This is a genomic window from Actinoplanes sp. HUAS TT8, assembly GCF_051380535.1.
In the GTDB taxonomy this organism is placed as follows: Bacteria; Actinomycetota; Actinomycetes; order Mycobacteriales; family Micromonosporaceae; genus Actinoplanes.
Map to the genome: position 1 here is coordinate 3,603,716 of NZ_CP195646.1, position 18,563 is coordinate 3,622,278.

Below are 18,563 nucleotides of genomic sequence, written 5' to 3' on the forward strand. Positions count from 1 at the left end.
TCAGTCGGGCTGGCGCTGGCGCAGGTAGGCGAGCACGGCTTCCCGGGTCGTGCGGACCCCGAACAGGGCGCGGGCCTCGGCGATGCGCCGGTTGGCCGTACGCAGGGAGAGGAATTCGGCGGCGGCCGCCGCCGCGATGGTGTCCCCGGCGGCGAGGCGGTCGAGCAGTGCCCGCTGTTCGGGGATGAGGCTGGCGACCGGGTCGGCGCCGTCGACGCCGCGATGCACGGGTCCGATGCGGGCGAGGTCGTCGATCAGGGCACGCCCGGCCGCTGATTCGGTGTCGCAGACCGCGACGACGCCGGCGCCGCGGGCGGCGGCGAGCACGGCGAGGCGGGCGGCGTCGGTGTCGTCGTCGCCGATGCGCCCGTGCAGGACGATGTGGGCGGCGGCGACGTCCCAGGCCGGGTCGGGCAGGGCGAATCCGGGCCGGGCCGTCCAGCCGTCACGGGCCAGGCGGCGCAGGACGGTGTCGGCGTCGGCGGCCGTGGCAACTACGTGGCGTGGTGCGTCGGATTGTGGGTTCACCGGCCATCCTCGCTGTTGTCGCTGGTTTCGGCGCGGGTCGCGAAGGCGAGCGCGGCGGCTTCGGTGCGGGTGCGGGCACCGAGTTTGCGCATGCTGGCTCGGATGTGGGTGTCGACGGTCTCGGTGGAGATGCCGAGTTGCCCGGCGATGCGGCGGGTCGGTTCGCCGGCCGCGACCAGCCGCAGCACGTCTTGTTCGCGTTGGGTGAGGCCGCCCTGGGAGCGGCGGCCGCGCACGTCGCGGTGCACGCGGTGCTGGCGCAGGCCGCGGCGGGCGCGGCCGGCGAGCACGGTGAGTCCGGCGTTGTCGGCGAGTTCTTCGGCGCGCAGCAGGGCGGCGACGGCCCGGTCGCGGTCGGTGTCGGTGAGGCCGGCGGCGAGCAGGCAGCGGATCTGTTCGCGCAGGGCGACGGGTTCCCAGCTGTCGGCGGCGGCCGGGAAGCCGTTGCCGACGGCCCAGGCGGTCAGGGTGCGCCGGGCCGGTCCGGGTAGTCCGGTGGGTATGGGTGAGCTGTCGCGCTGGCCGAGGTCGTGGGCGGCCCACCGGGCGGTGATGGCGTGCAGCCCGGCGAGCAGGCCGTCGCCGGGTTCGGTGCTGTCGCCGCGTTCGGGTTGCCCGTCGAGCCAGGCGGCTTCGCGGGCGACCCAATCGGCGGCCGGGTGCCGGGGGGCGCTCTTGAGTCGTCCGCGGGCGGCGGCGAGCAGGCCGGTGTCGGCTTCGACGAGGGCGGTGGCCGCGGTCGCGTAGGCGCGGGCCTGCTCGGGCAGGGCCAGGTCGGTCAGGTTGGCGGTGCGGCGGACGACGGCGTCGGTGTCGCCGGTCGGGCCGTGCAGGACCAGGGCCCAGTCGGCGGCGGCCAGGAACCGGGTCTGCCATCCGTAGGCGAGGGCGTCGGCGGCGGCGTCGGCGGCCTGCCGGGCGGCGGCCGCGGATTCGGCCAGGCGGCCGTCGGCGGCGAGGTGTTCGACGAGCAGCCAGGCGCTCCAGCGGCTGATCAGGGGGTCGCCGGCCGGGTCGGCGGCCGCGGCCAGGTCGGTGTCCCAGCCGGGGACGCGGTGGGCGGCGCGGACGGCGGCGATGGCCGCGGCGACACCGGGTTGCGGGTGCGGGTGCCGGGCGGCGACCTTGTCGGCCAGGTCGAGCGCGGACATGGGTGCGGTGGCCAGGGCGGACAGCAGCAGCACCCGGTCGCGGGCGGCGACCACGGCGGCGGCGGCCGCGTCGGGCACGCCTTGCACGGCCAGGACGGCGCCGTGCGGGTCGCCGGCCTGCAGAAGGGCTTCGCCGTGCAGGACGGCGACCTCCAGGGCCAGGGGTGCGGCGGCGCCGGTGGGGCGGGCCCCGGCGGCGGCGAGCACGGACGCGGCTTCGCCGGCCCGGCCGGCGACCAGCAGCGCGTCGGCTGCGGCGAGGCGTACGCGCAGGTCGACGGGGGTGTCCAGGCCGCAGGCGAACAGCAGCAGCCCGGCCCGTTCGGCGGTGCCGGCCTGGTCGGCGGCGATCAGGGCCTGCCGGTAGGCGCCGGCGTTGTCGCCGGCCGCGGCCAGGTGCCGGGCGGCTTCGGCCGGTGGGGTGAGCTGGGCCAGCCGCTGGTGCATGTCGGCGCGGGCGGTCGCGTCGAGCAGCCCGGCCGCGGTTTCGGCGACGTACGCCGACACCGGGTACAGGGCGCCGCCGGGTTCGGTGTCGACCAGGCCGGCGGCCTGCAGGTCGGCGGCGCCGGGGCCGAGCAGTCCGGCCGGGGCGGGCCGGCCGAGCAGGCCGAGCGCGGCCAGGGCGGTGCGGGCGGGGCGGGGCAGGTCGGCCAGGGCGGTCGCTATCGCGTACGCGATCTGGTCGATGTCCTGGGTGGCCGGGGTCTTGCCCGCGGCGGCCTGCCGGGCCAGCGCGATGATCGCCAGGGGGTTGCCGCCGGCGCGGGTGACGACCGCGGCGAGGCCGGGTTCGTCGAGGCGGGCGGCGGTGCGCCGGGCCAGGGCGAGGGCTTCGTCGCCGGTCAGGGCCGGCACGGGCAGCCAGGCGCCGGCCGCGTCGCGCAGCGCGTCGTGCAGGTCGGCGGGCAGCCGGTGCGGGGTGCGCAGCGCGACCAGCACGCGGCAGGTGCGGGCCAGATGCGGCAGGGCGGCGATGGTGGCCGGGTCGCAGTGCTGCAGGTCGTCGAGGACGAGCAGGCCGCCGCGCACCCGGGACCGGACCGCCTCGGCCAGGAGGTGTACGTCGTCGCCGGGCAGCCGGGCCCGCACGGCGCGGGACAGGGCGAGGGCGGGAACTCCGGCGAGCATGGCCAGTCCGCCGCCGGCGTGCACGGGGCCGGGGACCGCGGCGGCGATGCGCTGCAGCAGGGTGCTGCGGCCGCAGCCGGGTGGGCCGGTGAGCACGACGAGGGCCGGGCCGTGACGCAGAGTGGAGGATGCGGCCAGGTAAGGCTCGTCCGCCACTAGTGGTCCTCCTTCTCTGGCACGAACACGGGATCCCCGAGGCGGCACCGGCATCCGTAGTCTGTGCTGCGAACCCGCTTCCCGCGCGAGAGAGGTCCCCGTTTCGTGACGCCGACTGCCGCCTTCTGCACATTGTCGCTGACAGTGTGCTCAGCTGACGAGTCGCGGTGACCGGACCGCTCAGCCAACGGTTGGCTACTCTGTGTCACGATATCGTCACGGATTTCGACTCCGATGCTGGTGGGCAGGTACGACAGATCGGCAACCGTCTACACGAACCGTTACGGGTCGCGATCGCCGGTCGCCTGAAAGCCGGAAAGTCGACACTAGTAAACGCTCTTATCGGCCGGCGGGTCGCCCCGACCGCAGCCGGCGAGTGCACTAGAGTCGTCACCCGGTTCCGGTACGGCCCGGCCGACCGCGTCGACGTCGTCACCCGCGATGACCAGCGGCGCAGCCTCCCCCTCGACGACGACGGCATGGTCCCGGCCCGCCTCGGCGTCCCCGCCGCCCGCATCGCCTACGTCGATGTGACGCTCACCAATGACCGATTGCGGACACTGACCGTCGTCGACACCCCGGGCCTGTCCTCGACCGACACCGCCTCCAGCGACCGCGCCGCCCGCGTCGTCGGCGACGCCCCGTTCGACGACGACATCGACGCCGACTCCTCCCGCGAGGTCGCCGCCGCCGAAGCCGTCATCTACGTGTTCACCCAGGCCGTCCGCGCCGACGACGTCCGCGCCCTGGACGCCTTCCACGACGCGTCGGCCCGGCTGGCCACCAGCCCCATCAACGCCCTCGCCGTCCTCGCCAAGATCGACACCCTGGCCGGCGGGGCCGCCGACCCGTGGCCGGTCGCCGTCCCCCTGGCCCGGCAGCAGGCCGGCCTGCTGCACCGCACCGTCGGCGACGTCGTCCCCCTGGTCGGGCTGCTCGCCGAGACCGCCGGCGCGGGCCGGCTCACCGGCGCCGACCGCGACGCCCTGGCCACCCTGGCCACCCTCCCGCCCGACCAGGTCGACCTGCTGCTCACCTCCGTCGACCTGTTCCGCTCCCTGCCCGCCCCCGTGCCGGCCGAACGCCGCGAACGCCTGCTCGGCCGCCTCGACCTGTACGGCATCGGTTTCGCCTGCGCCCACCTGGCCGCCGACCCACGCCTGAGCACCGGCGAACTCGAACGCCGCCTGCTGTCCGCCTCCGGCCTGCCCCGCCTGCAGAGCACCCTGGAACAATCGTTCGGCTGGCGCGCCGACGCGATCAAGGCCGGATGGGCCCTGACCCGCCTGGAACGCCTGGCCGGGCACACCGCCGACCCGCACCTGCGCACCCGCGTCCGCGACGCCCTGGAAGACGTACTGCGCGACCCCGCCTACCACCGCCTGCGCCTGCTCGACGCCGCCCAGCGCGCCGCCACCGGCACGGTCCGGCTGCCGGCCGACCGCGAGACCGAACTGATCCGCCTGGCCACCAGCGACGACCCCGGTTTCATCCTCGACCGGCCCGGCGCCGGCGAAAAAGAACTGATCGCCGCGGCCGGCCGGTGGCGCGCCTACGCCGTCGACGGCGCCGGCCCCGCCCAGGCCCGCATCGCCCACATCGCCCACCGCGGCTTCCAACTGCTCGCCCAGGAGGTACGCGGCCGATGCGCGATCTGACCCCGCAGATGGACGCCGCCGTCCGCGACACCCTCGCCTACCTGCGCACCACCGACATGGACGCCGCCGCCGACCTGGCCGACCTGCGCCGCACCCAACTGACCCGGCCCGGCGTGGTCGTCGTCGGCGAAACCAAACGCGGCAAGAGCAGCCTGGTCAACGCCCTGCTCGGGGTGCCCGGCCTGTCCCCGGTCGACGCGGCCGTCACCACCGCCGCCTACCTGAGCTTCGTACCCGGCGACACGTACACGGCCCGGGCCTGGCTGCCCGAGGGCGGCGAACCCGTGACCGTCGACGACCTGGCCGACTGGGCCGCCGGGAAACGCCGCGCCCGCCGCATCGAGGTCACCCACCCCGCCCCCCTGCTGCAATACCTCACCCTGCTCGACACCCCCGGCGCCGGCGGCCTCGACCCGGTCCACGCCACCGTCGCCCTCGACGCCGTACGCCGCGCCAGCGCCCTGCTGTTCGTCGCCGACGCCTCCGCCCCCCTGTCCCGCCCCGAACTGGACTTCCTGGCCCAGGCCGCCGAACGCGTCGACGCCGTCGTCTTCGCCCTCACCAAGATCGACGCGTTCCCGCAGTGGCGGCGCATCGCCGACGACAACCGCAGCCTGCTGCAGGCCCACGCCCCGCGATTCGCCGCCGCCCCCTGGTTCCCGGTCTCGGCCCGCCTGGCCGAACTCGCCCTGGCCACCACCGACACCACCCGCCAGGGCGCCCTGGCCGACGCCTCCAAGATCCCCGGCCTGCAGCACGCCCTGATCGAACTGGCCGGCCGCGGCCACCAACTGCAACTGGCCAACGTGCTGCGCGCCGCCCGCGGCGAACTCGGCCGCCTCGAAGCCCAGGCCGACGCGAAAGTACAGGCCGCCACCGCCGACCCGGCCCGCCAGGCCGAACTGCGCGCCGACCGGGCCGCCCTGGCCACCCGCAAACGCACCGAGTCACGCCAATGGTCACTGCTGCTCAACGCCGAGGTCCAACGCGCCCGCGTCGAAACCGTCGGCGCCCTGCGCAGCCGCATCGCCGAGATCCAGCAGGAACTGTCCACCCGCATCGAAAAACTGCGCGCCTCCGACCTGGCCCGGCTCCCCGACGACGTCGACACCCAACTGCAGGCCGTCGCCGTGCAGATGTCCGAACGCCTGGAGACCACCTTCGCGCAGGTCGCCCAGCACGTCCTGGACCGCGCGTTCGAGGACGGCGAACGCGACGCCGTCCTCGGCAAGGTCAACGCCACCCTGCGCCACGCCCTGGCCGCCACCCCACCACGCGACGGCTCCGGCGACAACCTGCTCATCGCCCTGTCGGCCGGCGGCATCGCCTTCATGGCCGGCCGCGGCGCCGCCCTCGGCATGTCCGTGCTCGGCGCCGCCGGCGGGCTGCTCATCCCGGTCGCCGGCATCGGCCTCGGCCTGGCCGCCGGCGGCTACGTGCTGTACCGCCGCCGCGTGCACACCGACCGCCAGCACGCCCGCACCTGGCTGCGCGACGTCCTCTCCGAAGCCCGCGCCGCCCTGGCCGACGAGGTCACCGTCCGCTTCACCGACCTGCAGTACGCCCTGTCGGTCGCCCTCGACGACGCCGCCGAACGCCGCCTGCGCGACCTGGACGCCCAGATCGCCGAGATCGACGCGGCCGCCGCCGAGGACGCCGGCGGCCGCGCCAAACGACGCGCCGCCGCCCAGCACGAGCTTGACACCGTACGCGTCCGGGTCCGCCAGGCCGACGAAGCCCTGCTACGGGCCCGTGCCCTGACCCCGGCGCCGATCGACGACGAAAGGTAGAGCAGATGAGCGACCACTGGGGCGGATTCGACCATCACGACGACGATGGCCTGCCCGACTTTTCCGACATCCACGACCTACCGGACACCCACGAGCTGCACACACCCGAACTCGACACCCACCACGACGACCTCGACCACCACGAACCACCGCCCGTCGACACCGACCACGACGACCTCCCCGACCTGCACGACCCGCTGCCCGTCACCGACGACTTCCCCCCGACCCTGCAAGTCGGCGACCTACCCGAACCGGTCGACGGCTTCCCCTGGGTCGACGCCTCCACCCTCGGCACCGCCGACACCTACGCCGCCCACGCCGACCCGATCGACCCCCACGAACTGGCCGCCTACGCCGGCGTCGAGGTCCCCGACGGCGCCGACCCCTGGTCGATCCTGTCCGCCTCCGACGACCCGGCCGTCGCCGCGCTGGCCCGCTGGTGGACGCCCGGTGAACAGTGACATGGGTCTCCCATGAACGACGCCCGGATGGCATCATGTGCGCGCACCGATCGAAACCCCTGGAGCGCACACGATGGCCGTCACCGGCACCCCGACCCCCGTCCCCGCCGGTAAACGGGAACGCCGCGGCTGGTACTTCTACGACTGGGCCAACTCGGCGTTCCAGACCACCGTCATCACCGTCTTCCTCGGCCCGTTCCTGACCACCGTCACCGAACAGGCCGCCGGCTGCCCCCTCGGCGCCGACGAATGCGACGGCGTCGTGCACCCCCTCGGCCTCACCGTCGCCGCCGGCAGCTACTACCCGTACCTGGTGTCGCTGTCGGTGTTCCTCACCGTCTTCGTCCTGCCGGTCATGGGCGCCATCACCGACCGCGCCCCCCGCAAGAAACCCCTGCTCGCCGGCGCCGCGTTCATCGGCGCCGCCGCCACCATCGGCATGGGCTTCGTCACCGGCCAGCGCTACCTGCTCGGCGGCATCCTGTTCCTGATCGCCAACATCGCCTTCGGCGCCGCCATCGTCGTCTACAACTCGTTCCTGCCGCAGCTGGCCGAACCCGACCAGCGCGACAAGGTGTCCAGCCGCGGCTGGGCCATCGGCTACCTCGGCGGCGGCCTGCTCCTCGCCCTGAACCTGGTCGCCGTCACCCTGCTCGCGCAAGAAGGCAACCCGCAACGCACCCTCGACGTCGCCCGCTGGTCCATCGTCTCGGCCGGCGTCTGGTGGGCCGCCTTCACCCTCGTACCCCTGCTCTGGTTGAAAGATCGCCCCGGCGCCGAGAGCACCCCCGAACGCGGCAACGTGCTCACCGACGGCTTCAAACAACTCGGCCACACCATCAAACACATGCGCGCCTACCCGCTGACCCTCGCATTCCTCGGCGCCTACCTGATCTACAACGACGGCATCCAGACCGTCATCACCCTGGCCAGCCAGTTCGGCACCGAAGAACTCAAACTCGAACAGTCCACGCTGATCATCACGATCCTGATCGTGCAGTTCCTCGCCTTCGGCGGCGCCCTGCTGCTCGGCGCCATGGCCACCAAACTCGGCGCCCGCAACACCATCCTCGTCAGCCTCGTCCTCTGGCTGGTCGTGGTCGTCGCCGCGTTCTGGCTCCCCGAAGGCAAGCCGATCCCGTTCATGATCCTCGGCGCCGGCATCGGCCTGGTCCTCGGCGGCAGCCAAGCCCTGTCCCGCAGCCTGTTCTCCCAGCTCATCCCCGAAGGCCGCGAAGGCGAGTACTACGGCTTCTACGAAATCTCCGACAAGGGCACCAGCTGGCTCGGCCCCCTGCTGTTCGGCCTGATCTTCCAGCTCACCAACAGCTACCGCCTCGGCATCGTCTCCCTGGTCGTCTTCTTCCTCATCGGCGGCATCCTCCTCGCGTTCGTCCCCATCCGGCGGGCCATCATCGCCGCCGGCAACACACCCCCGACACTGGTCTGATGCACATCCCCATCGACCCGGACTCACCCACCCCGCCCTACGAGCAGGTCCGCCTGCACATCGCCGCCCGCGCCGCCGACGGCACCCTGGCCGCCGGCACCAAACTCCCCCCGGTCCGCCGGCTCGCCACCGACCTCGGCCTGGCCGCCAACACCGTCGCCCGCGCCTACAAAGAACTCGAACAAGCCGGCCTCGTCGAAACCCGAGGCCGGCTCGGCACCGTCATCACCGCCCGCGCCACCGGCACCTCCCGCCGCGCCCAGAACGCCGCCACCACCTACGCCGACACCATCCGCGCCCTGGGCATCCCCACCGACACCGCAATCGCCCTGGTCAAAGCCGCATTAGAAGCCTAAATTCAAGATCCATATTGCCTCGGTCCGCCGGGGTACAGACCGCCGCTCCCGCGGGGACCCTTCCAGGCCGAGCAGGGCGCTGCGCGCCCAAAACACTCGACCTTCCAGGGCGACCTCCGCCGCTGGTCACGGTCAGAGCAACACACCCGGCCACGGCCGAACCCCGGAATCTGTCGTACCCCACGGGTAGGCAGTAAGACATGACCATCACCGTCACCACCCCCACCGGAAACGTCGGCTCCCGCGTCACCCAACTCCTCATCCAGGCCGGGATCCGACCCCACCTGCTCGTCCGCGACCCGGCCAAACTCGCCCCGCACATCCGCGCCGCCGCCCACATCCACACCGGCGACCTGCGCGACCCGGACTTCCTACGCACCGCCACCACCGGCACCGACGCCCTGTTCTGGGCCACCCCGGAAAACTTCGGAGCCGACGACCCCCTGGCCGAGATGGCCACCATCGTCGACGCCGGCACCGCCGCCGTCCGCGCCAACCACATCCCCAGAACAGTCCTGATCAGCAGCATCGGCGCCGAACTCGGTCACGGCGCCGGCCTGATCGACGGCCTGGCCCGCAGCGAACACGAATTCACCGCCACCGGCACCCAGGTCCTGACCCTGCGCTGCGGCTACTACTTCACCAACCTGCTCGCCGGCACCGAAGAACTACGCACCGGCCACCTCTCGACCAACGCACCACCGGACCACCCGACCCCATGGGTCGACCCCCGCGACATCGGCGACATCGCCGCCACCCGCCTGCTCAACCCGCACACCAGCACCGGCATCCAGGCCGTCCACGGCCCGGCCGACCTCACCTGGACCGAGGTCGCCGCCATCCTGTCGGTCACCCTGCACATCGTCCCCGACGACACCGTCACCGCCCGGCTCCGGCAAGCCGGCCTGACCCCGAAAGCCGCCGCCGCCGTCCTGGCCATGACCACCGGCCTGCGCCACGGCTTCACCCCGGCCCAGCCCCGCACCCCACTCACCACCACCCCGACCACCCTGAAATCCTGGGCCGCCACGATGCTCCCCACCACTACCCCGGCAGCAGCCCCGTGATCAGGACCCGCACCCCCACCGAAGCGGCCCCACGCCTGCCGTCCTCGGCCACCGCCTGCCGACGCGATGGCCGGCAGGCGGAGACGGGCCGGGAAACAGCGGTAAGAGCAGCGGCAGGCGGTGGCCGAGGCGACCAGGGTGAGCCGGCCGCGCTGCGTCCTACCCGGCCACGCCGAACCAGCGGGCCAGGTGAGCGTCGAGATCCCGCTGATCATCACCGACCCAGGCGACATGGCCATCCGGACGCACCAGAACACACGGCACATCCAGCCCCGCGGACGGATCCCCGAGATAGTCCACCCGATCCGACCAACCACCGACGCTCAAACGCTCGGTGCGATCCAGCAGCAGACCACGGCCACCGTGCAGAAGCCCGTACACACCGCCCTGCTTCACCTCGACATCCGGCAGCCGACGCCCGACCAGATCCGAACCCGCACCGAAGTCGTACCGGACACCGATCGCCGTGACCTTCTCCAACAGAAACCGGTTAACCTCGTCGAACTCCATCAACGCGGTCAACAACCGCCGCGCCGCCGGCGCCGACCACAACTCCGTCTGAGCGCGAGTGTTCTCCAGAACCTCCCCGGCCACCGGCTGCCGCTCAGCCTGATACGAATCCAGCAAGCCCTCCGGCGCCCAGCCCCGCACCTGCGCCGCCAACTTCCACCCCAGATTGAACGCGTCCTGAACACCCAGATTGAGCCCCTGACCACCGACCGGCGGATGAATGTGCGCCGCATCCCCGGCCAGCAACACCCGCCCCACCCGGAAACGCTCGGCCAACCGCGTCGCATCACCGAACCGCGACAACCAACGCGGCGAATGCACACCGAGATCAGAACCGAAAACCGCCCGCAACCGCTCCTGGAAATCCGCCAGCACCGGCGGCTCGGCACGATCACTGACACCGACCGCGGGAATCACCACGCGATACACACCCGCACCCACCGGCCCGACCATGACCCGCCGGTCAACCGCACGGACCTCGGCCGCCCGGGCCGCGACCTCCTCCGCCGGCACACCCACTTCCAGCTCGCCCATCAACGTGTCGTTACGCGACGGCTCACCAGGAAAACCGACCCCGAGCAGCTTGCGCACCGCACTGCGCGCGCCGTCACACCCGACCAGATAGCTCGCACGCAGCCGTTCCCCGCCGGCCAGCTCGACGGTCACACCGTCCTCGTCCTGCTCGACCCCGGCAACCGCGCAACCACGCCGGACCTGAGCACCCGACGCGACCGCGTGCTCCTCCAACTGCTGCACGACGACCGGCTGCGGAATACCCAACAGATATGCGTACGCCGAATCCAGCCCCGCCGGCGCCGGCTTGTCGATCGCCGCGAAATAGGCGCCGGCCGGGCGCTTACGCCCACGCTCGACCAGACGCTGCAACAGCCCACGCATCGCCATCAGCTCGAGACTGCGGATGTGCAGGCCGACGATCCGGGCGAACGACACCGGCTCGGTGTCCTTCTCCAACACCAGCACCCGTACGTCATGCAGTCGCAACTCGGCGGCGAGCATCGCGCCGGTCGGCCCACAGCCGACGACGATCACATCAAAATCGGAGTTCACAGGTAGTGCCTTTCGGGAGTGTCAAGGCGCTCCCGGCGACACCTACGTCAATCGCCCGACCGTGACGGCAGAGGGAGCACCCACAGCGTTCCAGCGTTCATGGGTCTCACCTCCTCGCACGACGTCACAGTCAGGAGCAAGCTACAAGCCCGGACCGCACCCCGTCCAGCCCGCCACACCATTTCTCACAGCTGGACCCCGCGCCCGCGGCACGCCCCGATCGAACCGTCCGGATGCGGTCACCGGGCTGCCTCCGTACCCAAATCAAAGGTTTTTGTGTCTGTCGGCGCAGCCGGCCTTTTGTAGTTGGGTGCGGCTTGCCGCACTGCCTCTAGGGCATCCTAGGACGGAAGGGTAGGTGTCGATCACGGACCCCAGTCCAGCTGCGCCTCCGGGACACCGGCCGACCGACCGTGCGCCACCGCCTCGTCGCGGCCGGCGACATCACCGACCGCATAACGGAAGATGCGGCCCGCATAGACGACCACGTGATCGCCGCCGGCGCGAAAATCCGCATACCACCCACCGTCCGGCAGAAGAGCCGCACTCAGAGCCGCCGCGAGCTCCTCGGCCCGCTCCGATGGCGCGGCCACGTCCAGCAGCGTCCACACCGCCGGCTGACCCGGCCCGGGCGCCGACACACCGACCCGCGACACCCTGGTCAACTCCAGCCCGGGCACCACCAGCGCGGCACCGGTCCGCAGGCTCTCGGCGACAATCCGTCCCTTCACCATGGTGCCGATCCTGCCACCACCCACCGACAAAAACCGGCGCCCTCAGGGCCGCGGCCGCACCCGGGACGTGTCCGGGGGACGCGTGCGGTCCACGTACTTCGGAATCTCCATCTCGTCGGCCCGCAGCGGCGCCAGCGCCGCATCGATCCCCTCCATGATCAACCGCGTCGCGCGCATCGCCTGCGCCCCCGGCGTCCCCGTCACCGCCGACAGATCCACCGGAACACCGAACCCCACGGTCACCACCGGCCGGCGCACCAGCGCCCGCAACAACGCCCGCCCCGCGTTCTTCGGCGCCTCATACGGCAGCACCGCGTGCGCACCCCACTGCGCCACCGGCAACACCGGCGCACCGGTCAGCGCCGCCATCCGCGCCACCCCGGTCTTGCCCCGCTCCGGCCACATCCACGGGTCCAGACCGATCCGCCCCTCCGGGTAGACCAGGATCATCGCCCCGTCCTTCAACGCCTGCGCGGCCGCCGGCAGAGCATCCGCCACCTGCGCCGTCCCCCGATCGACCCGGATGTGCTCACACGCGCGCATCAACGCACCCAGCACCGGCGCGTCGAACACCCCACCGGTGATCATGATGCGCGGCGCGAGGCCCGCCTTGTGACAGGCCGCGATCATCACCAGCGGATCGAACGGGCTGACATGATTCGCGGCCAGGATCACCGGCCCGCGCAGCAGCTCGGCCGGCACGCTCCCGCGCACCCGCAACCGGCACAACGGGGCGATCAGCACCCGGGACAGGGCGAGCAGGAACCGCCACAGCAGCGGCGGTTGCCAGGTAGTCGACGTCTCCATAGGCGGGCCATGATGGCACGCCGGCCCGGCCGCGATCCATCCGCCGGTCAGCGACGCGACCGGAGGATTCTCGGTGATGAACTCGGTCACGGCGTCTTCTGCACCACGGTGCTACGGTTTGTCACGGCACCGCGACGCGGCCGCCCCGGACGAGTTGCGTGTCGTACCCGGCCTGACAAGACGACCGCCTTGAAAGAGGTGTGTCCGTCATGGCATGGATCGTGCTCGTCATCTCCGGCCTGCTGGAAACCGTCTGGGCCGTCGCCCTCGACCGCAGCGCCGGCTTCTCCAAGCCCCTGCCCACCGCCGTCTTCGGCGTCGCCCTCGTCCTCAGCATGATCGGCCTCGGCTACTCCCTGCGCACCATCCCGGTCGGCACCGGCTACGCCGTCTGGGTCGGCATCGGCGCGGTCGGCACCGCGATCACCGGCATGCTCGCGTTGGGGGAAAGTGCCTCGTTCGGGAAGATTATTTGCTTGCTGTTGGTGGTGGGCGGTGTGGTCGGATTGAAGTACGCCCATTGACCGACCGCCGGGAGGCACCGTGCGAATCGTGGCCATCGCCCTGTTCGCCCTGCTCGCCGCCACCGGCGTGACCGCACTCGGCCACGAGGTCGACGCCCTGGCCATCCCCATGATCCTCGCCGGGCTGGGCGGCGCCACGGTAGCCCTGGCCACCCGGGTGAACCGCGGGATCCGCCCGGCCCAGGGCGTCGCCGTCGTCGCCGCCCTGGCCCTGGTCGTCACCGGTGTATTGCTCGCCCCGTCCGGGGCCGAACGGTTCTTCGTCATCACCGTCGACGTGATCATCGCCGGGCTCGTTGTCGCCTTCGCCCTGCTGGCACCGTCCCGACCAGCCTGAGCCCGGGTCGGCGCACCCGTCCCGACCAGCTTGAACCCGGTCGGCGCACCCGTCCCGACCGGTCTGAGCCCCGGTCGGCGCCTCGTCAGCCGGCCGCAGCGGCTCTCCGCAGCCGATCGAGCAACTCCTCGCCCTGCGGCCACGGCCCGAACCCGGTAGCCGAGTCCAGGTGCCCGACATTCCCGGCGTCGACCAGCTCGGCACCCCACTCCCGCGCGAACCGCTCCTGCTCCCCGAACACCGCATGCGGATCGTCCCGGCTGGCCACGACGATCGCCCGAAACGGCAGCCGTCGCCGCGGAACCTCCTCGACGTATGGCGGCGTCACCAGCAACGCCCCCACCACGGGTCCCCCGTTGTCCACACCGGCGGGTTGTCCACAGGCCCCCGACGTGATCTTGTCGAATCCCGCCATACTGACAAGCGGCACCTCCCCCAGGGTGGGTGGGCCGTACGGTTGGCGCTCCGCCCAGTAGGCAACCGTCAAGCACCCCGCGCTGTGCGCGACCAGAATTGCCGGCTCGTCGCTCTCCCCGAGCACCCGCTCCAGGTCAGCGACCCGCTCCGCCGGGCGGTAGGGCGGCCCGGGCGGTTCCGGGGCCCACCGGTACCCACGATCGCGCGCCCACTGTTGAGCCCAGTGGTCGGCCTTCGCCACCCCGCGACCGGGCACCAGCAGAACACGAGTCATGCCGCGCAGAATATCGACCGGTCTCTGTCGATTCTGCCTCCCAGCGGCCGCCCGCCCTCCCGTTCGCAAAAGACTTGATGGTTCGTCGGCGAAGCCGTCCTTCGGGGTTCTGGTGCGGCTTGCCGCACTGCCCCTAAGGCATCCTAGGATTCTAGGAAAGAACCGGACGCCTATCCGGCCGAGGTGAGCGCCTTCGTGAACGTCAGCTGGTTGTAGGGCGAGTCGCTGTAGTTCGGGATCTCCGTGTAACCGGCGCCCCGGTACAGACCGATCGCCTCCCCCAGCACGCCATGGGTGCCGAGCCGCATCACCGTGATCCCGTTCGCGACGGCATCCGCTTCCAGGGCATTCAGCAGGCGCCGGCCGAGACCGATCCCCCGCGCCTCCGGCGAGATCCACAGGTGCCGGAGTTCGGCGACCCCGGGCGTCAGGCGCGTCCACAAGCCACAGCCGATCGGCCGGTCGTCCTCCCGGGCCAGCATCAGCGTCCCGTCGACGTCCTCGGGAGCGGTGAGCGTGCTGACCTCGTACCCCTCAGGAAATCGTCGTCCCAGCTCGGCTGCGTAGCGAAGCAGGCACTCCCGGGCCGGTGGGTCCGCCGGGTCGGCCGGGGCGACCTGGGCGGCGGCCAGGCGCAGCATCCGGTGGATGGTGGTCTGCGCCCTGACCAGCTCGTCCTGCTGCTCGGCGGTCAGCCCGGCCAGGGAGTCGGCGATCGCCTGCCGGGAGCGTTCGTCCAGGTCGGCGCGCTCCCGGCGGCCGGCCGCGGTCAGCTCGGCGATGCGGGCACGGCCGTCCGACGGGTGGGCCCGGACCTCGACCAGGCCCTGTTCCTGCAGGCCGCGCAGCAGCCGGGTCAGGTATCCGGCGTCGAGGCCGAGGCGGGTCCGCAGCTCCCGCAGGTCGGACCGGTCGCCGATCTCGAAGAGCAGCCGAGCGGCGCCGAGCGTCCGTTCCTGCCCGAGGTAGCGGTCGGTCAGGACACCCAGGTGTTGCGTATAGAACCGGTTGAAGGCTCGGATCCGCTCGACGTCCACCCGCCGACGATACTTGACTCAGGTCAAAGACAGGGCCGCCAGCAGGGCCCGGGCCGGTTTGGCGCCCGGCCGGCGCGGGGCGGGGACCCGCGGGCCGGCAGGCCACGCCAGTCGGGGCGGTGCAGCACCGCCTCGTGACTCGCCGACCGCGCCACCAGACCCCCGTGCTGGACGGCCAGTTGGGGCGAGGCGACCGACACGGATGCTCGGTCACAGTCGCGATCATCGCAGGATCGGGGCTTGAACCCGACCCTGCGTCAGGTCGTAGCGTTCACGACGTACCTCAGGAAGGGGGGTTTGTGGAGGAAACCCAGCGTGAGTGGCGTGTCGGGGAACTGGCCCGGATCACCCGGGTGACGGTTCGGGCGCTGCACCACTACGACCGGCTCGGTCTGCTCGTGCCGTCGGCCCGGACCGCGGGCGGGCACCGGTGCTACACCGGGGACGACGTGCGGAAACTCCACGTCATCCTGGCGTTGCGCGGGTTCGGGCTGAGCCTGTCGCAGATCCGCGACACGCTCGGCGAGGCGTCCGGCGACCCGGCCGGGTTGCTGCGACGGCAGCTCGCCGAGACCGAGGAACGGATCCGGCGCGGGATGAGTCTGCGAGGCCGCCTGCTCGGGGTGCTCGGCGCGCTCGAAGCCATGGACGAGCCGTCGACGTCGGAATTCCTGCAGTTGATCGAGGAGATGACCACGATGTCCCAGCCCCTGACACCCGACCAGATCGCCGAGATGCAGCGCAAACGGCAGGAGTTCGCCGCGTCGCTGAGTCCGGACGAGTTGGCCGAGTTGAGCCGGCGACGCACGGAGGCGGCCGCGGCGATGACGCCGGAGCAGGTCGCGGCCATGCAGGCCGAGCGGGCCCGCTGGATGCCCACGGCCGAGTAGCAGCGAGCAGCGGCCCGGAGGCGCCCCGGGCGGTTGCGCACCGCATTGACGCATGACACGATGACGTACGTGCAGTTGCGTCACGACAATATCGACGGCTGTGTGAGCAGCCGTGTTCTGGCCGAGCGCGGATGGACGGCGGCCGCCGTCCGCCGGTTCCTCGGCGAGCCGGACCGCACGGTGCCGAACCCGGTGTTCCGGTCGGCCGGGCCGATGCGGTTGTTCCGGCTGGAGCGGGTCACCGCGGCCGAGCGGACCGAGCAGTGGCAGCGCTGGCGGGAGAGATCGATCCAGCGGTCGGCCCGCTGCCGGGCGGTCGCCGAGACCAAACGGGCCGCGCTGCTGGCCGAGATCGCCGCCCTGGACATCCGGGTGCCGATCATCCCGGTGGCATCCCTGGCCGCGCGGGCGGTCGACCACCGGAACCGGCTCGACCGGGAACGACACGGCTTCGGCGCGGACCCCGCCACGGTCGAGGACACCGACGAGGCGACGCTGCGGCGTTGGATGGTCAACTACCTACGGCACCGGACGACGGTGTACGACGCGACGCTGGACCGCCTGTACGCCCGGGTCGGCCGGGCCGAAGCCACCATCGCGATCCGGAACACGGTGTACGCGGTGATCGCCGCCGCCTACCCCGACCTGGCCGACGAGACACGCCGCCAGGTCGCCCGACGAGAATGAGGCCGAGCCGGCATCCCGGCCCGGCCTCATCGCACCGCGGATCAGGCGAGGTTGAGGACGACCTCGACGTTGCCGCGGGTGGCGTTGGAGTAGGGGCAGACCTGGTGGGCGGCCTCGAGGACCGCCTTGCCCTGCTCCTCGGTCAGGCCGGGCAGTTCGGCCTCGATGGTCACGTTCAGGCCGAAACCGCCGGAGGGCAGCTGGCCGATGCCGACGTCGACGGTGATCGCGGTGTCGGTGAGGGTCAGCTTCTGCATGCCGGCCACCCGCTTGAGGGCGCTGTGGAAGCAGGCCGCGTAGCCGGCCGCGAACAGCTGCTCCGGGTTGGTCAGCGCGCCGCCGGGGCCGCCCATCTCCTTGGGGATGGCCAGGTCGAAGTCGAGGACGCCGTCGCTGGAGCGGACGTGGCCGTTGCGGCCGTCTCCGGTCGCGGTGGCCGAGGCGGTGTAGATCGCGGTCATGCGGATGTCACCTTTCGTGGGGAATTCTCGGAGGCGCGGTTCGCTCGGATGAGCAGGCTCTGCAGCTGGGTGAGTTCGTCCACGGTCAGATTGACCGAGCAGAGCAGCGCCTGGGTGAGATCGCCGATCTCGTCCCGCAGACGCTGACCGGTTTCGGTCAGGCTGATGAGGACGGTGCGCTCGTCGTCGGCGCCCCGGGCGCGGGTCAGGTGGCCCTGGGCTTCGAGTCGTTTCAGCAGCGGGGAAAGGGTGCCGCTGTCGAGTCGCAGGGTGCGACCGAGGTCACGCACGGTAGTGGGGCCGTCGTGCCAGAGGACCCGCAAAACCAGGTACTGCGGGTAGGTCAGACCGTGCGGGTCGAGCAGCGGACGGTACAGCGACGTCATCGCCCTGCTGGCCGCATAGAGCTGAAAGCAGATCATCTCGTCCAGTGCCGTGCTCTCCCGCATGCCCAGAACAGTAGTGCGCAATTTAGTTGTGCGCAACCGGTTGGTGGCATGGGCCACTACGATGTGTGATCATCGCGGGATGCCGGGCATCCGATTCGTGCAACTTCCCCCCGCCGCCCTGTCTGCCCTCGTCGACGGCGACCTGGACGCGGCGAGCGAGGCCGCCGGTACTCCCCTGAGCCGGTACCTCGTCGATGAGAACTGGCTGTGGGAGATCCGCCTCGAGGACGTTCGGCGCGATCCGGCCGCGGCTGAATGGATCGCCCGGGCCGCGCTGGCCGACCCCGAGGGGATCGTTATCGGCCACGGCGGCTTCCACGGGCCGCCCGACGCGGACGGTGTCGTCGAGGTCGCCTACTCGGTCGACCCGGCTCACCGGCGGCAGGGCTACGCCAAGGCGATGCTGCGCGCTCTGCTCGACCGCGCCGACGCCGACCCGCGCGTCACCGCCGTCCGCGCCAGCATCCGCCCCGACAATCTCGGCTCCCGCGCCACGATCAAAGGCTTCGGCTTCCGCAAGATCGGCGAGCAGTGGGATCCGGAGGACGGCCTCGAAGACGTCTATCTCAGAACCAAAAAGCCCCAAACCCCCGCTTAGGTACGGCCACCAGCCGCCCCGA

20 protein-coding genes and 1 riboswitch are annotated in these 18,563 nt (G+C 72.0%); of the genes, 11 read left to right on the forward strand and 9 right to left on the reverse strand.

From position 1 onward, the window contains the following. Both ACSHV8_RS16275 and ACSHV8_RS16280 read right to left on the reverse strand, forming a co-directional pair. Positions 1-528 (reverse strand): LuxR family transcriptional regulator, encoded by a 528-nt coding sequence (locus ACSHV8_RS16275; protein ID WP_436533879.1) that lies wholly within the window; start codon positions 526-528, stop codon positions 1-3. Continuing rightward, positions 525-2,966 (reverse strand): LuxR C-terminal-related transcriptional regulator, encoded by a 2,442-nt coding sequence (locus ACSHV8_RS16280; RefSeq protein ID WP_436533881.1) that lies wholly within the window; start codon positions 2,964-2,966, stop codon positions 525-527. The genes ACSHV8_RS16275 and ACSHV8_RS16280 overlap by 4 nt, the downstream gene beginning before the upstream one ends. 167 nt (positions 2,967-3,133) lie before the next feature. On the opposite strand from ACSHV8_RS16280, the gene ACSHV8_RS16285 reads away from it, so the two are divergent. From ACSHV8_RS16285 to ACSHV8_RS16310, 6 genes are all read left to right on the forward strand, one after another. After that, on the forward strand, positions 3,134-4,624 hold the full coding sequence (locus ACSHV8_RS16285) for a dynamin family protein (RefSeq protein ID WP_436533883.1): 1,491 nt from the start codon (positions 3,134-3,136) through the stop codon (positions 4,622-4,624). Continuing rightward, on the forward strand, positions 4,612-6,414 hold the full coding sequence (locus ACSHV8_RS16290) for a dynamin family protein (protein ID WP_436533885.1): 1,803 nt from the start codon (positions 4,612-4,614) through the stop codon (positions 6,412-6,414). The genes ACSHV8_RS16285 and ACSHV8_RS16290 overlap by 13 nt, the downstream gene beginning before the upstream one ends. 5 nt (positions 6,415-6,419) lie before the next feature. Further along, the gene (locus tag ACSHV8_RS16295) at positions 6,420-6,875 is read left to right on the forward strand and encodes a hypothetical protein (RefSeq protein WP_436533887.1); all 456 of its coding nucleotides are present in this window, start codon (positions 6,420-6,422) and stop codon (positions 6,873-6,875) included. 73 nt (positions 6,876-6,948) lie between these two features. Beyond that, a complete protein-coding gene (locus tag ACSHV8_RS16300; RefSeq protein WP_436533888.1) occupies positions 6,949-8,325 on the forward strand; it encodes an MFS transporter in 1,377 nt (458 codons plus the stop codon). After that, positions 8,325-8,681 (forward strand): GntR family transcriptional regulator, encoded by a 357-nt coding sequence (locus tag ACSHV8_RS16305; protein WP_436533890.1) that lies wholly within the window; start codon positions 8,325-8,327, stop codon positions 8,679-8,681. The genes ACSHV8_RS16300 and ACSHV8_RS16305 overlap by 1 nt, the downstream gene beginning before the upstream one ends. Before the next feature lie 200 nt (positions 8,682-8,881). After that, positions 8,882-9,748 (forward strand): NAD(P)H-binding protein, encoded by an 867-nt coding sequence (locus ACSHV8_RS16310; protein WP_436533892.1) that lies wholly within the window; start codon positions 8,882-8,884, stop codon positions 9,746-9,748. A gap of 159 nt (positions 9,749-9,907) precedes the next feature. Here ACSHV8_RS16310 and ACSHV8_RS16315 read toward each other — a convergent pair whose 3' ends face one another. The 3 genes from ACSHV8_RS16315 to ACSHV8_RS16325 all read right to left on the reverse strand — a co-directional run bounded on the left by ACSHV8_RS16315 (position 9,908) and on the right by ACSHV8_RS16325 (position 12,867). Then, positions 9,908-11,326 (reverse strand): FAD-dependent monooxygenase, encoded by a 1,419-nt coding sequence (locus ACSHV8_RS16315; protein ID WP_436533894.1) that lies wholly within the window; start codon positions 11,324-11,326, stop codon positions 9,908-9,910. Between the two features lie 365 nt (positions 11,327-11,691). Continuing rightward, the gene (locus tag ACSHV8_RS16320; protein WP_436533897.1) at positions 11,692-12,060 is read right to left on the reverse strand and encodes a hypothetical protein; all 369 of its coding nucleotides are present in this window, start codon (positions 12,058-12,060) and stop codon (positions 11,692-11,694) included. A gap of 42 nt (positions 12,061-12,102) precedes the next feature. Beyond that, positions 12,103-12,867, reverse strand: a complete 765-nt coding sequence (locus ACSHV8_RS16325; protein ID WP_436536788.1) for a lysophospholipid acyltransferase family protein — start codon at positions 12,865-12,867, stop codon at positions 12,103-12,105. Between the two features lie 131 nt (positions 12,868-12,998). Beyond that, positions 12,999-13,058, forward strand: a riboswitch (guanidine-III (ykkC-III) riboswitch). A gap of 18 nt (positions 13,059-13,076) precedes the next feature. On the opposite strand from ACSHV8_RS16325, the gene ACSHV8_RS16330 reads away from it, so the two are divergent. Together ACSHV8_RS16330 and ACSHV8_RS16335 are read left to right on the forward strand one after the other, a co-directional pair. Next, a complete protein-coding gene (locus ACSHV8_RS16330) occupies positions 13,077-13,391 on the forward strand; it encodes a DMT family transporter (protein ID WP_436533900.1) in 315 nt (104 codons plus the stop codon). A gap of 19 nt (positions 13,392-13,410) precedes the next feature. Further along, on the forward strand, positions 13,411-13,728 hold the full coding sequence (locus ACSHV8_RS16335) for a hypothetical protein (protein WP_436533902.1): 318 nt from the start codon (positions 13,411-13,413) through the stop codon (positions 13,726-13,728). An 85-nt stretch (positions 13,729-13,813) separates the two neighbouring features. On the opposite strand, the gene ACSHV8_RS16340 is transcribed toward ACSHV8_RS16335, so the two are convergent. Together ACSHV8_RS16340 and ACSHV8_RS16345 are read right to left on the reverse strand one after the other, a co-directional pair. Continuing rightward, on the reverse strand, positions 13,814-14,419 hold the full coding sequence (locus ACSHV8_RS16340) for an RBBP9/YdeN family alpha/beta hydrolase (protein ID WP_436533904.1): 606 nt from the start codon (positions 14,417-14,419) through the stop codon (positions 13,814-13,816). A gap of 170 nt (positions 14,420-14,589) precedes the next feature. Next, positions 14,590-15,456, reverse strand: a complete 867-nt coding sequence (locus ACSHV8_RS16345) for a bifunctional helix-turn-helix transcriptional regulator/GNAT family N-acetyltransferase (protein ID WP_436533906.1) — start codon at positions 15,454-15,456, stop codon at positions 14,590-14,592. 299 nt (positions 15,457-15,755) lie between these two features. On the opposite strand from ACSHV8_RS16345, the gene ACSHV8_RS16350 reads away from it, so the two are divergent. Together ACSHV8_RS16350 and ACSHV8_RS16355 are read left to right on the forward strand one after the other, a co-directional pair. Then, positions 15,756-16,346, forward strand: coding sequence for a MerR family transcriptional regulator (locus tag ACSHV8_RS16350; RefSeq protein ID WP_436533908.1), 591 nt, complete (start codon positions 15,756-15,758; stop codon positions 16,344-16,346). A 102-nt stretch (positions 16,347-16,448) separates the two neighbouring features. Continuing rightward, positions 16,449-17,033, forward strand: a complete 585-nt coding sequence (locus ACSHV8_RS16355; RefSeq protein ID WP_436533910.1) for a hypothetical protein — start codon at positions 16,449-16,451, stop codon at positions 17,031-17,033. Between the two features lie 41 nt (positions 17,034-17,074). Here the strand turns inward: ACSHV8_RS16355 and ACSHV8_RS16360 are convergent, their stop codons facing one another. Both ACSHV8_RS16360 and ACSHV8_RS16365 read right to left on the reverse strand, forming a co-directional pair. Continuing rightward, a complete protein-coding gene (locus tag ACSHV8_RS16360; protein WP_436533912.1) occupies positions 17,075-17,494 on the reverse strand; it encodes an organic hydroperoxide resistance protein in 420 nt (139 codons plus the stop codon). Then, complete coding sequence (locus ACSHV8_RS16365) at positions 17,491-17,943, reverse strand: MarR family winged helix-turn-helix transcriptional regulator (protein ID WP_436533914.1); 453 nt, start codon at positions 17,941-17,943, stop codon at positions 17,491-17,493. The genes ACSHV8_RS16360 and ACSHV8_RS16365 overlap by 4 nt, the downstream gene beginning before the upstream one ends. Positions 17,944-18,022: 79 nt before the next feature. Here ACSHV8_RS16365 and ACSHV8_RS16370 point away from each other — a divergent pair, with 79 nt between their 5' ends. Then, positions 18,023-18,541: a GNAT family N-acetyltransferase gene (locus ACSHV8_RS16370; protein WP_436533916.1), complete on the forward strand. Its 519-nt coding sequence runs from the start codon at positions 18,023-18,025 to the stop codon at positions 18,539-18,541. Positions 18,542-18,563 lie beyond the last annotated feature (22 nt).

What these genes read in the sequence shown, in the direction of transcription:
- ACSHV8_RS16290 (WP_436533885.1), top strand. Translation starts at nt 4,612, where the DNA reads ATGCGCGATCTGACCCCGCAGATGGACGCCGCCGTCCGCGACACCCTC.
- ACSHV8_RS16295 (WP_436533887.1), top strand. Translation starts at nt 6,420, where the DNA reads ATGAGCGACCACTGGGGCGGATTCGACCATCACGACGACGATGGCCTG.
- ACSHV8_RS16300 (WP_436533888.1), top strand. Translation starts at nt 6,949, where the DNA reads ATGGCCGTCACCGGCACCCCGACCCCCGTCCCCGCCGGTAAACGGGAA.
- ACSHV8_RS16305 (WP_436533890.1), top strand. Translation starts at nt 8,325, where the DNA reads ATGCACATCCCCATCGACCCGGACTCACCCACCCCGCCCTACGAGCAG.
- ACSHV8_RS16310 (WP_436533892.1), top strand. Translation starts at nt 8,882, where the DNA reads ATGACCATCACCGTCACCACCCCCACCGGAAACGTCGGCTCCCGCGTC.
- ACSHV8_RS16320 (WP_436533897.1), bottom strand. Translation starts at nt 12,060, where the DNA reads ATGGTGAAGGGACGGATTGTCGCCGAGAGCCTGCGGACCGGTGCCGCG.
- ACSHV8_RS16325 (WP_436536788.1), bottom strand. Translation starts at nt 12,867, where the DNA reads ATGGAGACGTCGACTACCTGGCAACCGCCGCTGCTGTGGCGGTTCCTG.
- ACSHV8_RS16330 (WP_436533900.1), top strand. Translation starts at nt 13,077, where the DNA reads ATGGCATGGATCGTGCTCGTCATCTCCGGCCTGCTGGAAACCGTCTGG.
- ACSHV8_RS16340 (WP_436533904.1), bottom strand. Translation starts at nt 14,419, where the DNA reads ATGACTCGTGTTCTGCTGGTGCCCGGTCGCGGGGTGGCGAAGGCCGAC.
- ACSHV8_RS16360 (WP_436533912.1), bottom strand. Translation starts at nt 17,494, where the DNA reads ATGACCGCGATCTACACCGCCTCGGCCACCGCGACCGGAGACGGCCGC.
- ACSHV8_RS16365 (WP_436533914.1), bottom strand. Translation starts at nt 17,943, where the DNA reads ATGCGGGAGAGCACGGCACTGGACGAGATGATCTGCTTTCAGCTCTAT.
- ACSHV8_RS16370 (WP_436533916.1), top strand. Translation starts at nt 18,023, where the DNA reads ATGCCGGGCATCCGATTCGTGCAACTTCCCCCCGCCGCCCTGTCTGCC.